The organism is Oceanobacillus sp. J11TS1 (assembly GCF_018333215.1).
In the GTDB taxonomy this organism is placed as follows: Bacteria; Bacillota; Bacilli; order Bacillales; family Amphibacillaceae; genus Oceanobacillus.
The window spans coordinates 1-15,085 of record NZ_BORO01000017.1 but is presented as its reverse complement, the minus strand read 5'-3'; the positions used below and the strand labels follow the sequence as shown (position 1 = coordinate 15,085).

Genomic DNA, 15,085 nt, shown 5'->3' with positions numbered 1-15,085 from the left:
TGGTAACATCCTTTCTAATTTTCAAGGTAAAATAATTATTCCGTTAAATGAAATAATTAAGATGATTTTTTATCTAATTCAATTGATAATGCTTCTGCTTGTTCGCTTTCTCGTAACTTCTTCCCTTCATAATTAAGCCAAAATACGCCTGAAAGCATAATGCACATTCCTGCAATCATAATGGCGAATACATAGTTAAATCCATTCACGCCATGCGCATCTAATAAATGACCGATTAAGGTAGGAAGGAATAAATCGGAGCTATAGCCCAACATTAATGCTAACCCAGTAATTGTACCAGCAAGTGCAATTGGCGCTTTTAATTCAGCTAGAGGCATATTCGCTGCCGTATAGCTTAAGCGGCTAAAGAAAATTGCTGCAAATGCAAGTACAATTGCTAAGACGAGGTAATCGGGATTTCTAGGGATAAAAGCAAGAACCAGAATAATGATAATTGCCGGCGTAACAGTGCTGTAAACCAGCGGAGCCGTTCTGCCGATTTTATCACGAATTAATCCCCCCGCTGGTGCAGCTACAATTTTAATACCGTAGCGGACAATTGCTGCAAATATAGCAGCCCAAGCAGCAGGCATTTCATAAGCTAGATTTAGATAAGGACTCATATAGCTGAGTGCAGTAGACTCGACATATACTCCAAACGAAATAATGGCAATAATCCAAGTAACTGGCATTTTTATTGCGGTTAAAAGGGATTTTAACGTTATCCTATCACTCAGCGCGTTAGGATCTTGTTTCGCACTATATTTTTTATAATCATAGAAAAAGTAAATACCTATTCCGATTATTGTAAAGAAAATACTGAAGGTCAGAATAATGATCCGAAATCCGGCTACCGTTTCAATGCTGCCTCCAACTAAATAAGCCAGCCCAATACAAAGAATAACACTGATGGCTCCATCGATTGCCATGGAAAATCCAAATATTTTTCCTTGTTCTGAGTTATCTCCGAGCATTCTCAGACATTTAATCTGAGCACTCCATAGGAATAAACCTAATGTAATAGACATTAAGAAAAAGATAATTAATAATGTCTGATAACTTGGAATGGTAGCCATCCAAAAACCTAATATAGATGTACTTAGCACCGATGTAGTCACTAATGTTTTTCCAGAGAATTTATCACTCAACCAGCCGCCGACGACATAGCCAGGAACAGCTAAGCTTGCATAAGCGGCCAGTAATGTTCCCATTTGTTCATTCGTTAATTCAAAAACTTTCTGAAAAGGAACATAAAAAATAATTGGTAGAAAAAGAATATTTACAATCGATACCGCTGCAGATAAGAAAAAAAGTGGTGCGATACGATCCTTTAATCCTCTGATAGTTGAATTTGATTCCACAAGCTTCCCTCTTTTCTTTTTATACATGTATAAAACTAATATAGTTAAAATTTCCGAAAAGTCAAATCCCAAATTGTAGAAATTGTCTATTTTTAGTGTCGGAAATGTAGGTATACAAGGGGTTTATAGCATTATTATTTATTAAAAAATTTTTTGGGGATTTTTTTGACGGAGAAATTGAGCTGGTAAGTGGGGAGCAGACTGCATATTTTTACTTTAGAACTGTCCTATACTTAGATTCTGTAAATAAATTGGAGGTAGTCAGGTTGAAGGGATTTGTTTGTCTTCCATAGAAAAAATCCCTAAACAAAGGAACATTTGTTCTTGTTTTATAGGGGTGTAGGTTATATAATTAACTTATCAAGCGAAGTAATGAGAAAGAGCAGGGGATTATTAACAAAATAGCATTAAGAGCTGGATTACATTTAATTGCAAACACATAAAAGAGGAGAGGGGTACATGTCTAAAACATGGAAAATAACATTAAGCTATGTTATTGCTTTTTTATTAGTATGCATGATTTTTTTAACTATCAGTGAAACTTTTAATACTATTCACAAATGGATATATCCAGACAGTCAAATAAAAGTTAAAAGTATATTTCTAGTTATATGCAGTGCCATTACAATTATCTTTTCAACCATGGCCTTAGCCCGAGAAATTCGTTCTAACTCTGATGTTGTGTCGTTAGGTACAGCTAATATACCTAATTTTATGTATCATAAAGATTTTGAAAAGCATGACAGCAATGACTTGAAATTGATAAAAGAGAATGCAACTCTCCAATCTGAATTACAGCAACAAGAGGAATACAATGAGAAATTGTTAGATGAATTAGAACTGAAAGACAATGAATTAGTAGAAGTAGGTTATATAAGTGACATTTTTATAAGACATCATAAAAATGCAAGTCGATTGGTTCGATCGCTGTTGCAATTACTGCATGAAGGTAAGCCGTACTGGAAATGGGAGTTTTGTAATAATGTATTAGATGAATGCGTAACTATATTATTAGAGGATAGATCTGATAAGTCATCTACTATATATTTTATCAATGAGCAAAATGAATTAGAGATGTTTGCATATAACAGAATTGAATTTTCATCTTCTCGCAACAGAAAATTTAAAAAAGGGGAAGGTTTTGCAGGTCATATTTGGAAAACTGGTAAAACAGTACTGATATCTAATGTATCTGAAAGTATTTATTTTCAAGGTACACATGCACCAAGACATGAGTACGGTTCTATTTTGGGAGTGCCGATTAAAATAGGAAAAGACATTGTGGGAGTTCTTTGTATTCAAAGTGAGGATATAAATGAGTTTAAGGAAGATGATAAGCGAACGGTAATTTTTTACGCAGATATATGTGCGTTAGCGCATTTTTATGATAAAATAGCAAACAAAAGGGAAAGGGTGTAGTTATAATGACTATGACAGTAAACAAAAGGCATAGTTTGAACATGGAAAGAAAACAGAAAGCCATGTTAAAAGCATCTCGTAACAGAACGGATGAGTTGCTTAGAAAGGCATCTACTCTTGGTCTTGCAGAAATATATATTGATAATCATGGACGTATTAAAAGAAAAAAGTAATTAGTTGTACAAGCCATATGATTAAATTTTGTCATGCTCCAACATTCCAACCAATCATCTTCTGTACGGAAGCCGTCTTAAATTCTTGTTTATTCTTGGTGAGCGAAGAAAGGATAGTATCTGATACTAGTTTAGTTTGTTTTCACACGCTGAAGCCGTTTACGGGCGGAATTGTTTTGTGCCGCGATAGGGATGTGCTTTTTCGCATTTCCCATACCGAATAATGGCATTTTTCGATAGACAGTTTCATAACTACCAGCCTTTATTTGATAGGTTTCATGATAAATGCCGACAGCGTCATTTTCCCTAACCCTTTTGTTAAAATGCTGCCATGCCTTCAAATGTTTTTCCCCTTTTGCATAAGCGAGCAAATCTTCTGTAGAACGCCAGTATTGAACCATCATGGTGGTGCGCAGGCCAAAGTAACTTTCCATAGAAAGAAATCCTAACTCATCCTGATTTTCATGAAGTTCCCTAATCATCCCGGGCATTGCTGTAAACACCGGTCCCCATTTGTGAACCGCCAGTCTTTTATTGATGCGCATTCCAATAATGAAAACAACAACATCCTGATCATTCTCTGTGGTGTATCTACCAGTATATATTTTTTTACCCATGGATAATTCCTCCTTTTATAGGGATTTGGACCGAAAGATTTCAGTTTAATTTCACAGCCTTTTTGTTGTATTTAATTGAAAAGTAAATGATAAGCGGTACAAGGATAATGGTCGGTGCAAACCATAACAATATGGCGCTTTCATTTAATCCGAAAATACGAGGAGCTCCAAAAACAACAAAGGCAGTCACCGTTGAAATACCACAACTTAACATTCCTGTCAGATGCTCTATCAACCAGTTGTTTTTAAACCTGGGATTGCGCCACCAATAAAGCATGTAAGATATAGACAGAAAAATGCCTATCATAGGAAACCATGATAATAGAGGATCTCCAAGTAGAAATCCATATATGCTCATGACAGTTGCACTTGTAAAAAGAAGGATTGGAATAAACCAATCTAGAGCATGACGATGTTTTCCTGCATGTTTCTTAAATTGAAGTACACGTAATCCATATGTTGCAGTAGAAAAGCTAAGAATTGCAATAAAAATCAGGAAAATAGAGAAAGAAAATTGCGCTGTTGTCTGACTTTCATCCAAGCTAATTCTGTATAAGGACAAGTATATGGAAGTAGCACTGATAATAAACATGCTGTAAGTAAAAATCCAGCCTGTAATACGGTGATAAGTGCCGCCTTTTCTAAAAAATAGTGGCATCCACAAGGTAATTAGAGCGATAAATCCTGCGATAATATGGATAAAAATGAAGAAAGAAAACATCTAGTTTACCTCCTGTAAAAAGTTAAAGTTCTTTTATTGTTGCTTCACACCATGCAATAGCAGCCTCTGTCACTCGTTTTCCATAATCCAAGGTAAACATCCAATATTTTGCATCGCTATGATTATTACTATGGCAAGCAATTCCTTCTTCAATTGCTTCATAAGCCTGATATAGCTTCTCTAGTTTTTGCTTATAATCTTCTAACAGAAGGATGGATTGTTTTTTCGTCTGATGCCTGCCGAAAAACAGTTTCAACAATACTTCATTCCGTTCAACTGGTAATTGCTTTAACGGCTGTTCCAACCAACCTTTTAGAACTTCTTTCCCTTTCTCTGTTAGGAAGTATTCCTTACGATCTGGTTTCCCTTCCTGTGAGGATGTTTGAATGGTAGCCAAACCTTCTTCTTCCAGCCGCTTTAATGTCGGGTAAATCTGTCCATAGCTGATTTTCCAAAAATGATTCAGGCTATTATCAATGAATTGCTTTATCTCATAGCCTGAGTGGCAGTGTGTTGTCAAAATGCCGAGTATTGCATATGTGGTATCGTTATATTTTTGCATTTATCTCATCCTATATCATAATGATATGTATCTTTAAGATATATAGTACATGGTTTTATTTAGAAAGTAAAGGTGCTCTTAAAATAATTTGTCTATACGTAAATAGAGGTGAAGCCAGCTTAGTTATTGGTGGGATTGATCTGAAATAAAAACTAGCATTATTTTGTAATGATTGTTAAAATAAAGACAATTTAATGAAAGGAAGTGTTTATTTGTTCGCAGCACCTGTTATTTTAGAAGAAAAAGCAGACTACATGAAGCATGATCGGCTGTTTAAAAAGCTGATAAAAGAGTTTTTTGAAGAGTTCATCGAAGGATTTTTCCCTGATCTTCACCCCTACATTGATTTCTCCGAGGTCACGTTCCTAGAGCAAGAGGTGTATTGGGATTACATCAAGGGAACCAAGAAAGAAATAGACCTTCTGGCAGAGGTAAAGCTTAACCATGAGGACAAAATCCTGCATATTCATACGGAAGCCCAATCGTCTCATGAAGCTGATTTTCCCGAAAGAATGTTTTTATACTTCAGCTACCTTTATGCAAAACACCGCAAACCTATTCAACCCATTGCTGTTTTGAGTTATAATAGACAAAAAAGAAGAACCAACCCAATTCAGAATAAATACCCCTCATCAAAACGTACTTCAATTCAACTTTTTACAACTACACTTAAAAAAGAAAAACTGGAAAGAATATATTCAATCAGATAACCCGGCCGTAGCAGCATTACTCAGCCAGATGGGGTATAAAGAGCATGAACGTGTTCAGGTGAAGCTGGAATTCTTGCGCATGATTAGCCGTATGCAAATTGATCCTGCCAAAATGGAGTTCTTCGCAGTGTAACTGGCTGTAAGACTCCCACATCAAAAATAAGGAAACTCGTTATTTCCAAGTGGGAGGTCCAACAGCCAGTAACGGCCCGATTGGTTCAACTAACATTCAGAACCCCACTGAATGAAGTTTCACTTTATATACGGCTTTTTTGAGGCCTATTTGAAACTAAACGAAAAGGAGGAAGCTCAAATGATGGAGAAAATTGATAATTTGCCGGAAAGAGAAAAAGAAGTGGTGCTTCAGCTGCCCAATTCCTATTTTGAGAAGGGGCTAGAGAAAGGTAGACAGGAAATAGCCTTAGAATTGATTGCAAAAGGAATGCCGATCAGCCAAATAGCAGAAATTACAAAATTAAGCAAAGAGGAAATTGAGAAGCTTGCAAGCGAGTAGAAAAATAGAAAAGGTTATACGTTTTTAATAAGCAAAAAGAGTGAGCCGTTAGCATATAAACGAGCTCACTTTTTTGTGCTGAAATAAAGAGAAACATCATTTTGCGGCTAGTGCGACGGTTTCTGAATTGGTTCCATCCCTTCCAGAAAAACCGGATATTGTTGTAGCGAGTAGGCTTTGGAATGCATGCGAGTTAGCTTTGAGATATAGATACGGGGGTTTTGTAAGGTAATGTTTTGATGAAAAGGTTATAACACCTCCGGAATAATGAAAATGTATCGAAAGCCATTAGATTTTAGTTTACCAAACAAAGAAAAGGGAATGGAATATTGAAAGAGTAGGAAGGAGGTCAGATTATGCTTTGGACTATTTTAATTATCATACTCGTTTTATGGTTGCTAGGTTTCATTGGAGATATAGCGGGAAATCTTGTGCATATTTTGTTGGTTGTGGCTTTAGTGATATTGATTATTAAACTTTTAACTGGCCGGAAACCCTAGCTATAGTATGAAACGTGACAATATAGTTATGATTTTAATAACTTCTGACGTTTCAACCCCGTTCTGCGCAAGAATGGGGTTGAAATTCTTTTCGTCCCTCGTTGTGTAAGTACATTTTTCCGAAATGTGACCTTAAAAAGTTAGGCTAACTTCTCCTCTGCTTGCCAATCCAACTATGATATATTATGAATTATAAAGAAGGGAGCGATCAATGATGGATTTGAAATTAAAGGACAAGAAAGTATTAGTTTTAGCATCAAGCAGGGGTATTGGCAGAGAAATTGCGAATAAGTACGCTCAAGAAGGGGCATCTGTTATTATTACCGGCAGAAATGAAGATGTTCTAAAGAAAACTGCAGATGAGATTTCTGAGCAGACAGGCAGTGAAGTGATTCCTTTTGTTACAGATGTTTCGAAAAAGGAAGATATTAATCGTTTATTTGCTTTTGTGAAAGAACATTTTGGTGTACTTGATGTATTAGTAAGCAATGCAGGAGGACCTCCGATTATTGACTTTGAAACCAGTGATGAAGCGGATTGGTACGATGCCTTTGAATTGACATTGATGAGTTCCGTACGAGCAATCAAAGCAGCGATTCCCCTAATGAAGGAAAATGGGCAAGGCAGAATTTTATACGTTGCATCGACTTCGATTAAAGAACCGATCAGTGAACTGCTGCTTTCGAATATATTTAGAAGCGGTGTACAAGCTCTCTGTAAATCCCTTGCGAGCGATTATGCAAAAAATCAAATACTAATCAATATTGTCGGACTAGGTAAAATCGATACAGACAGATTGCGGAGTATTGATAAGAGAAATGCAGCGTTAAATCAAGTTGAGTTAGCGGATTGGCAAAATAGTGTCCAGGAGTCTATTCCGGTTGGCCGATATGGGACACCAGGGGAATTTGCAGAGGCTGCTGTCTTTTTAGGTTCTTATCGAAATACGTACATTACAGGGCAAACATTATTAATCGATGGCGGATTGGTAAAGGCTTATTGATTGTGCGGGCAATAATAAAAAGTTTTTTACAATTAAGAAAGTCAGTGGTATTAATAGGATTTTTTATTTTCTAAGCTTGGGAAAGCAGTGCAAGGCGTTATGAGGTAAAGATGAAATAGGCATAGCCGGCGGGAAGTCGCCCATCTCAATAGATGGTGCGATAACCCGCTTTTTGTATAGGCAAAGAATGCTTTTCGCGTTACATAGAATGAATAAGGAATGTAGCTATGGCATACCTATAAGGAGAGTCCGGTGATTTAACTGCAGGATAAAAGAATCAATATTTCCATAAATAAGCAGCAACTATTCCCGCTTTTTTTGTTTAAAAAGAAGCATTCTTTGATATAATAGGAACAGACGTTCCAATAAATTGATGAAGGGAGACGATAAATATGATCGGTTTCTTTACAAATGCTATGGAGCGGAAAGAAAGAATTATGATTTATTATATTGGTAAAGACAATCATGTCACGCAAAGGATAATTCGTGTGGTGCAAATAGAGGATACGAAAATTTTAGCTTATTGTTATTATAGGAAGCAGGTTCGTAACTTCAAAATGGATAATATTTTATCCTGGGGATACGTGAGAAGGAGCGTGGGAGCATGAGGAATATACATGATAGAGGAACGATGAAATGGACATCATTAATGCTGCCGGAACAAGTCGAATTACTCAAAGAACTGAGACAGCAAAGAGAGAGAAAAGAAAAGCCTATTTTGGATGAAGATCAGCTGGAATATAACGGATTTTCGTTAATGGAAGCAGCAAAAGAAGAAAAAATGGTATGGATAAAATACTTTAAGGATTATGATTTTCATGAGGTAACAGGATATGTAGAAACCTTAAAGCCAGGGGATGAGGTAATAAAATGTACAAATGATGATGGCGTCCAAAGGATCCATTATAGTAATTTAATCCATGTGGAAATAATATAGAGGTTATACACTCTTTTTTTATAATGTTAAATGGAACGTATATTCGTTTGAAGGTCTATCGGGTCCTTGATATCATATTATTCTGAAATTAATAAAGGTAAGTACTTCTAAAGGTGAAATTATAAGATGTATCCCAATGAAAACAAAGAAAGTCATTTAACTAAATACAAACAATTCACAGAACAAGAGCAATCAAACTTGAGAGTTGGATATGTCTCAGAAGAATGATCTTAGCAAGTGATTCTCTTGTCGTGAGATTGTCACAAGTGAGCACTTAATCAACTGGATCCGTAAGGGTTTTTAAGATACGAGCAATCAGGAATTCATCTGGCGCATCAGAAATATCGGAAACATCAGGAAGATTGTCAGGAACTGGTGATCTGCTTTCTTTGTTGTTTTTAATTAAATGATCTAATGCCTTACAACGTACAATTTGTTTTAAAAACCTCTCTCTAGAAAGAGATTGGAATAGTTCTGTCCCGTTTTTAAAAATGACAACACATCCACTGCCTCTTTCCTTGACGTCAAAGACATGACGATAAAAAATCCATGCACAATCCTTATGTGTGATCCCCATTGTTGGAAAAGCAATAATTCCCCTGTTAGAACTGATGGGTATTGGGGTTTTCTTTGCGAAATCTGTGTGATAAAGTACAGATTCTCTTCTTCCGGTATAGGAAGAAAAATGTCTCATGCAGTTTTGTTCGACAATTGTAAAAGGTTTTTCTTTGAAACTATGTATTAGGTCTTCCTTAAGTTCATAGACTTTTGACGCATGTTTCTTGGAATGCGAAGGTAATATAGCCATCGTATTCTCATTGATTATGTAACTTATTGCCATCATATCCTTTCATAGATTTATTATATTAACAATATATGTATTGTTAATATAATATTAGCATATTAAAAATAAGAAATAAAGCGAAAAAATTATTCTTTTTAGAAAATTTGTTAACTATGAAATAAGTATTAAAATAAAAGGGTTATCTAAGGGATTTGCCATACAGAGAAAGGCTTTTTGAGGGGTGGAAGTCCATTTATATAATTATATTTTACACATAACAATGTAGGTATAGGTATAGGTCTTTAGTCCTTATGTTGTCGGGGACAGATAAAAGTATAATTGCTTATTCAAAAGGTGCGGTATGGGAAGCTTAAAACGTCTCGAACTTTCGACGCTCAAATGGTTTCGCTAGGGCGGGTAATCGTAGTTCAAGGGCGCTGCGAATTTAGCCGGCTCCTCTTATTATCTGATGGATATGTAGAAAAAATAGCGATTTGAAATTTTTTCGTTTGAAAAAGAAGTAGGCTATGAAATGGTAAAAATAGGTGTGGTACCTTCACCATTGTATGATGGTGCGTACCACACTATTATTTTAAGTTACTAGGGTTTTGTCCCATTCGGTCACCATTGAAATTTACCTATTCCAGTGACGATGCTGACGGACAGCTTCGACAAACCGTTTTGCAAAATCGGGACCTCCTCCATCGGTAATAACACCTGGTTTATTGATAAAATGATTGACTTGTAACCATTGTATCCCTTGACCAGTAGCACCAATTGTCTTTTTGTGGCGATAAGCCTCATCAAGGAAATTTGCAACCTTTTGATTAAATTTCATATCCTCACTACTTCCCCGCACCATATAGACCGCATCGTACAACACCGAATCAGCAGTATAAACATTTTGTGCTGCTTCTAACTGTACGCCATTCGTACCCTGAACGATTCCTTGGTCCTCACTTATGATTTCCGGAACAAGCCCCTCCGCTTTCCAGTAGTTAAGCACTGATCTTACTAGAGGACCATTAAACCCTTCCGATAAAATCACCGCTACTTTACGAGTTTTGGCAGACATAGGCGTATTTAATTGGCTCAATGCTAGGGAAGATTTTGTTACGGTCGATCCTCCACTTGATGGTGGGGTAACTCCAATATTTCTAGCTATCGTTCTGGCTAATTCAAGGTTAACATTTGCAAATAAATCCACATTTTGCTGTCGTACCGATTTACTTTTTACCTTTCCTAGTTCAAAACTAAAGGCATCGATTATATGTCTCTTCTCGGGTTCACTCATACTGTTCCAAAACATGGTTGCTTGAGAAAAGAAATCGGTGAAACTTTTACTTCTTGCTCTTATCTTCCGACCATCAACCTTTTCTTCATAATGCTTATAACCTCCCTCTTCAGGCGGTGCAGGAGTTGGTGTATTTCCTGCTAAGGAATTACGATGATAGTTCACTTGACCAACATTGATTGTCATTCTATGATAACCTTCACGCTGGTTATTGTGGAAAGGACAAATTGGTCGGTTGATTGGTATTTCATGAAAGTTTGGTCCGCCTAAGCGTATTAATTGTGTGTCGATATAGGAGAATAATCTTGCTTGGAGCAGTGGATCATTCGTGAAATCTATTCCAGGAACAACATTCCCAGGATGGAATGCTACTTGCTCCGTCTCAGCAAAGAAGTTATCAACATTCTTTGTTAATGTCATCTTTCCGATGATTTTTACTGGAACTTCTTCCTCAGGTATTAGTTTTGTTGCGTCTAATAAATCAAAATCAAACTTAAATTCATCTTCCTCATTTACAATTTGCACACCTAACTCAAACGCTGGATAATCTCCTCGTTCAATCGCATTCCATAAGTCATTGCGATGAAAATCAGGGTCAACTCCCATGAGCTTTTGGGCTTCCTCCCAAACTAAGGAGTGTGCACCAAGCTTTGGCTTCCAGTGAAATTTAACAAAGAATGCTTTCCCTGAGGCGTTTACAAAACGAAATGTATTTACTCCGAACCCTTCCATCATTCGAAAACTTCTTGGAATCGCTCGGTCAGACATAATCCACATCACCATATGAGCATTCTCTGGATTATTGGCAACAAAGTCCCAAAAGTTATCATGAGCTGTAGATGCTTGAGGAACGTCATTGTTAGGTTCTGGTTTAAACGAGTGGACAACATCGGGAAATTTAATTCCATCCTGAATAAAGAAGACAGGAATATTATTGGCTACAAGGTCATAGTTTCCTTCTTCCGTATAAAATTTCGTTGCAAAACCACGCGCATCCCTTGCCGTATCTCCAGAGCCCCTTGCTCCATTTACAGTAGAAAATCGGACAAATACGGGTGTTTTTTTAGACGTATCCGTAAAAATTTTTGCTCTTGTATAACGCGAAAGGTCTTCGTATAACTCAAATTCACCGTGAGCAGCAAAGCCTCTAGCATGAACGACCCGCTCTGGTATTCGTTCATTATCAAAATGTGTCATTTTTTCCCGGAAGTGAAAATCCTCCATTATGGTTGGCCCGCGAACACCGGCAGTTAAGGAGAGTTCATCCTCGGAAACTTTCACACCTTGATTTGTTGTCATATACTTTCCTTTGTCATCCACACGAAAAAGCTCAAGTTGCTCCTCTTTTTTGTTGTCTTTTCGTTTATCGGTCATTTCACATACCTCCCCATTCATTGATATGAATTGAAAATGGAAATTATCCATGTGAATAGAATGGGGCAAATCCGTTTTCTGTTAATAACCCAGAAGGATTCGAATTAGCAGTTAAGCTCGCACAAAAAGCAGTGGAGGTTACACAGCCTTCTGAAGCAATCAGAAAAAAATTGCGTCCGAAATATTCTAGAGATGCGGATAGCTTAATAGCGGTATCGCAAGTTGTCGCTATTCATTACCAAACAGTAGCTGCTACAAACAACTACTGGAAAACAAAAATATAATTATCGTTATAGCGACCGCAAGTTAAATGAATGATTACCGAATTAAAATTGGGTAACCTTGTATAAATATAGATTTTTCCTCACAATCAAAAAAGAGCTGGGTTTTGTTAATGATAAAACCTCACAGCTCTTTTCATCCTGTTATTATTAATGGTCACTTGCCCATTAATACCTCCGCGATATTCCAATAGAACTTGTTTCTATATAACGAAAAATTAATTTTAGCTTCAGCCGTTTTTCTATTAATATTTAAGTTGGTCTACTCAGAACTGCCTAAATAAAATAAAATCCAATTCCCATAATCACATAAGCTGCCAACAGGGAAAGCCCGTCAAACCAATTGGAGTCCCCATCATTGGAGAGTGTAATCATTAATAATACGGCTGTCACCATGCTGATTAGTTCCGGCCATGTGAAGACAAGCGGCATAGGTGTTGGGAAAATGAGAGATAACAAAACAAGAATTGGCAGGACAAACATAGCCACTTGCAGCGTGGAGCCGACCGCAATTTCAACCGCGACATCCATTTTATTTTTATAAGCCATAATAACTGCTGATGCATGCTCTGCTGCATTACCAACAATCGCAACAATAATGATCCCGATAAATAACTCGGACCAGCCAAATGTTGTGCCCACGATATCGAAAGTGTCTACTAAGTGTTCGGAAACATAGGCAACAGCAACCGTGGAAAGTGCTAGGATGACAATTGCTTTTATTTTTCCCCATTCTGGTTCTTCTTCATGGGCGGCTTCCTGCTGTTTATCATCTACTTGGTAAACGCCTCGATGTGTAACAAATTTAAATAATAATGCCGCCAAATACAATACGATTAAAATAATAGAAATTCCCACACTTAAAACCATGGTTTCTTGCTCATTCATCGTATTTGTAAATACTTCCGGAATAACAAACGCGACAATAACTGCAAACATTAATAGACCTGCATTATGTCGTGCCTCATAAATATTAAAGGACTGTCGTTTATATTTCAGACCGCCAACAAAAAAGGAAAGCCCGCCGACAAGCAGTAAGTTACCTAATACGGAACCTGTTAACGAGGCGAGGACAATTCCAATAAGCCCGGCTTTTAATGCGAAGATGGAAATAATAAGTTCAACGGCATTTCCAAAGGTCGCATTTAGCAGGCCGCCAACCCTTGGCCCTAGAACAATTGCTAAGCTTTCGGTGGCACGACCAATAAAGCCGGCTAAAGCGATGATTGTCAGACAATAAATGATAAACATCATGATGGCAGGCCAATGAAAAATGGAGCCAATGACAGAGAGTGGTACTCCTATGAAAACGAACACCGTAAATAATTTGTTCATTACATATACCTCCATTTCTTTAACTAGATAATTATAGATTACCCGTATTTATTAGGAATTATCTCTATTAGAGATTATTTGGGTAAATAGAACTAAGTTAATATATTGTATAAATAATCAACCTTTTTAAAAATTTGATAAAACAATTCGTTCTTATAAATATAAAATGGTATACTTGAATAAGCAGAAAATAGTGAAATTTAGATGAGTACATATTGCATGGGAGGAAAATGGGATGAAAATTATTGTGGTAGGTGCAGGAATTGCAGGAGCAAGTGCAGCGTATTATTTGGTTAAACAAGGTGTAGAAGTTATTATGGTCGATCGTCCGGAAGATGGGAAAGCAACATCGGCAGGTGCCGGTATTATTTGCCCGTGGATTTCACATGTTGAAGATCCAGATTGGTATGCGATTGCTAAAAGAGGTGCACTTTTTTATCCGGAATTAATAGAGCAATTGAGACAAGATGGAGAAACAGATACAGGTTATAAGAAGGTTGGTGCAATAAGTGTCAGTAAGGATCCTTCTGAATTAGATGAGATTGAGCGTCAAGTTCGTGAAAAACAACGAGAGGCTCCGGAGCTTGGAGAGGTTGAAAGATTAGATCATCAGGAAGCGAAAAAGAGGTTCCCGGCATTATCAGATGATTTAGCGGGAGTTTATGTATCTGGAGCGGCTAGAATGGATGGCAGATTGTTGAGCGAGTCCATGAAGCGGGCTGCTATAAAAAATGGTGCGCATTTTGTGGAAGGAGAAGCTTCTCTTATTATCAACAATCAGGAAGTGACCGGAGTTCATGTGGATGGGGAAGATATCGAAGCGGATAATGTATTATTAGCAACTGGAGCATGGGCGCCAGAACTATTAAAACCATTAGGAATAGATTTAGCTATCGAACCGCAGCGTGGACAAATTGCCCATATCTCCCTGCCGGGTCAGGATACTGCTGATTGGCCAGTTGTTTTACCGCAGACTAGCCATTATATGCTGGCGTTTGATGATTCAAGAGTGGTAGCAGGTGCAACGAGAGAAACCGGTGCTGGCTTCGATTACCGTTTAACTGCTGGCGGGGTGCAGCATGTCTTGGAAGCAGCTTTAGATGTCGCATCAGGGCTTGGAGAAGGAACGTTAAAAGAAGTACGGATTGGATTTCGCCCAATGAGCCCAGATGGGTTGCCATTGATTGGACCGATTGATGGCGTGGAGAAACTCTATATTGCTAATGGCCTTGGTCGTTCTGGGTTAACGATGGGACCGTATGTCGGACAGTTAGCAGCAAAACAAATATTACAAGAAGATATTGAAATAGATATGTCTCGTTATAAGCCTGATCGAGCTATTTCTAAGTCTGCAATAAGTTGATTACTTATACAAAGAGGCTGGGACAAAACCCAGTAAAAACAGAAAAGTGACTTTCTACAAAGATAAGTAGGAAGTCACTTTTTTAATTTGATTAAAAAATAAAATAAATGTACAAAAAAAGGATACCTTCTGATAAA

The 15,085-nt window shown here is 37.3% G+C and carries 15 protein-coding genes and 1 pseudogene; 9 read left to right on the top strand and 7 right to left on the bottom strand.

Going from position 1 to position 15,085, the window contains the following annotated elements; all coding sequences use genetic code 11:
* Positions 1-56: 56 nt before the first annotated feature.
* Complete coding sequence (locus KI343_RS13285; RefSeq protein ID WP_212926910.1) at positions 57-1,361, bottom strand: MFS transporter; 1,305 nt, start codon at positions 1,359-1,361, stop codon at positions 57-59.
* A gap of 459 nt (positions 1,362-1,820) precedes the next feature.
* Between KI343_RS13285 and KI343_RS13280 the strand changes: the two genes are divergently transcribed.
* Together KI343_RS13280 and KI343_RS13275 are read left to right on the top strand one after the other, a co-directional pair.
* Complete coding sequence (locus KI343_RS13280; protein WP_212926909.1) at positions 1,821-2,780, top strand: GAF domain-containing protein; 960 nt, start codon at positions 1,821-1,823, stop codon at positions 2,778-2,780.
* Between the two features lie 5 nt (positions 2,781-2,785).
* A complete protein-coding gene (locus KI343_RS13275; RefSeq protein ID WP_212926908.1) occupies positions 2,786-2,953 on the top strand; it encodes a hypothetical protein in 168 nt (55 codons plus the stop codon).
* 131 nt (positions 2,954-3,084) lie between these two features.
* Here the strand turns inward: KI343_RS13275 and KI343_RS13270 are convergent, their stop codons facing one another.
* The 3 genes from KI343_RS13270 to KI343_RS13260 are packed head-to-tail and all read right to left on the bottom strand — an operon-like array spanning position 3,085 to position 4,853.
* The gene (locus tag KI343_RS13270; RefSeq protein WP_212926907.1) at positions 3,085-3,570 is read right to left on the bottom strand and encodes a DUF4188 domain-containing protein; all 486 of its coding nucleotides are present in this window, start codon (positions 3,568-3,570) and stop codon (positions 3,085-3,087) included.
* A gap of 40 nt (positions 3,571-3,610) precedes the next feature.
* The gene (locus KI343_RS13265) at positions 3,611-4,291 is read right to left on the bottom strand and encodes a DUF2306 domain-containing protein (protein ID WP_212926906.1); all 681 of its coding nucleotides are present in this window, start codon (positions 4,289-4,291) and stop codon (positions 3,611-3,613) included.
* A 22-nt stretch (positions 4,292-4,313) separates the two neighbouring features.
* Positions 4,314-4,853 (bottom strand): PadR family transcriptional regulator, encoded by a 540-nt coding sequence (locus KI343_RS13260; protein WP_212926905.1) that lies wholly within the window; start codon positions 4,851-4,853, stop codon positions 4,314-4,316.
* A gap of 212 nt (positions 4,854-5,065) precedes the next feature.
* Here KI343_RS13260 and KI343_RS13255 point away from each other — a divergent pair, with 212 nt between their 5' ends.
* The 5 genes from KI343_RS13255 to KI343_RS13235 all read left to right on the top strand — a co-directional run bounded on the left by KI343_RS13255 (position 5,066) and on the right by KI343_RS13235 (position 8,517).
* Positions 5,066-5,563, top strand: coding sequence for an RpnC/YadD family protein (locus KI343_RS13255; protein ID WP_212926904.1), 498 nt, complete (start codon positions 5,066-5,068; stop codon positions 5,561-5,563).
* A gap of 313 nt (positions 5,564-5,876) precedes the next feature.
* Positions 5,877-6,077, top strand: a complete 201-nt coding sequence (locus KI343_RS13250; RefSeq protein ID WP_212926903.1) for a helix-turn-helix domain-containing protein — start codon at positions 5,877-5,879, stop codon at positions 6,075-6,077.
* A gap of 356 nt (positions 6,078-6,433) precedes the next feature.
* Positions 6,434-6,577: a lmo0937 family membrane protein gene (locus KI343_RS13245; RefSeq protein ID WP_212926902.1), complete on the top strand. Its 144-nt coding sequence runs from the start codon at positions 6,434-6,436 to the stop codon at positions 6,575-6,577.
* A 211-nt stretch (positions 6,578-6,788) separates the two neighbouring features.
* Positions 6,789-7,580 (top strand): SDR family oxidoreductase, encoded by a 792-nt coding sequence (locus tag KI343_RS13240; RefSeq protein ID WP_244856934.1) that lies wholly within the window; start codon positions 6,789-6,791, stop codon positions 7,578-7,580.
* 604 nt (positions 7,581-8,184) lie between these two features.
* On the top strand, positions 8,185-8,517 hold the full coding sequence (locus KI343_RS13235; protein WP_212926901.1) for a YolD-like family protein: 333 nt from the start codon (positions 8,185-8,187) through the stop codon (positions 8,515-8,517).
* Between the two features lie 274 nt (positions 8,518-8,791).
* Here KI343_RS13235 and KI343_RS13230 read toward each other — a convergent pair whose 3' ends face one another.
* Positions 8,792-9,358: a competence protein ComK gene (locus KI343_RS13230; RefSeq protein WP_280530141.1), complete on the bottom strand. Its 567-nt coding sequence runs from the start codon at positions 9,356-9,358 to the stop codon at positions 8,792-8,794.
* Between the two features lie 577 nt (positions 9,359-9,935).
* A complete protein-coding gene (locus KI343_RS13225; RefSeq protein ID WP_212926899.1) occupies positions 9,936-11,969 on the bottom strand; it encodes a catalase in 2,034 nt (677 codons plus the stop codon).
* Between the two features lie 104 nt (positions 11,970-12,073).
* Between KI343_RS13225 and KI343_RS13220 the strand changes: the two are divergent.
* Positions 12,074-12,253, top strand: a pseudogene (locus tag KI343_RS13220) (hexameric tyrosine-coordinated heme protein); the annotation flags it as partial.
* Between the two features lie 273 nt (positions 12,254-12,526).
* Here the strand turns inward: KI343_RS13220 and cax are convergent.
* Positions 12,527-13,600: a calcium/proton exchanger gene (gene cax, locus KI343_RS13215; RefSeq protein WP_212926897.1), complete on the bottom strand. Its 1,074-nt coding sequence runs from the start codon at positions 13,598-13,600 to the stop codon at positions 12,527-12,529.
* 220 nt (positions 13,601-13,820) lie between these two features.
* Here cax and KI343_RS13210 point away from each other — a divergent pair, with 220 nt between their 5' ends.
* Positions 13,821-14,948: an NAD(P)/FAD-dependent oxidoreductase gene (locus KI343_RS13210; RefSeq protein WP_212926896.1), complete on the top strand. Its 1,128-nt coding sequence runs from the start codon at positions 13,821-13,823 to the stop codon at positions 14,946-14,948.
* Positions 14,949-15,085: the final 137 nt, after the last annotated feature.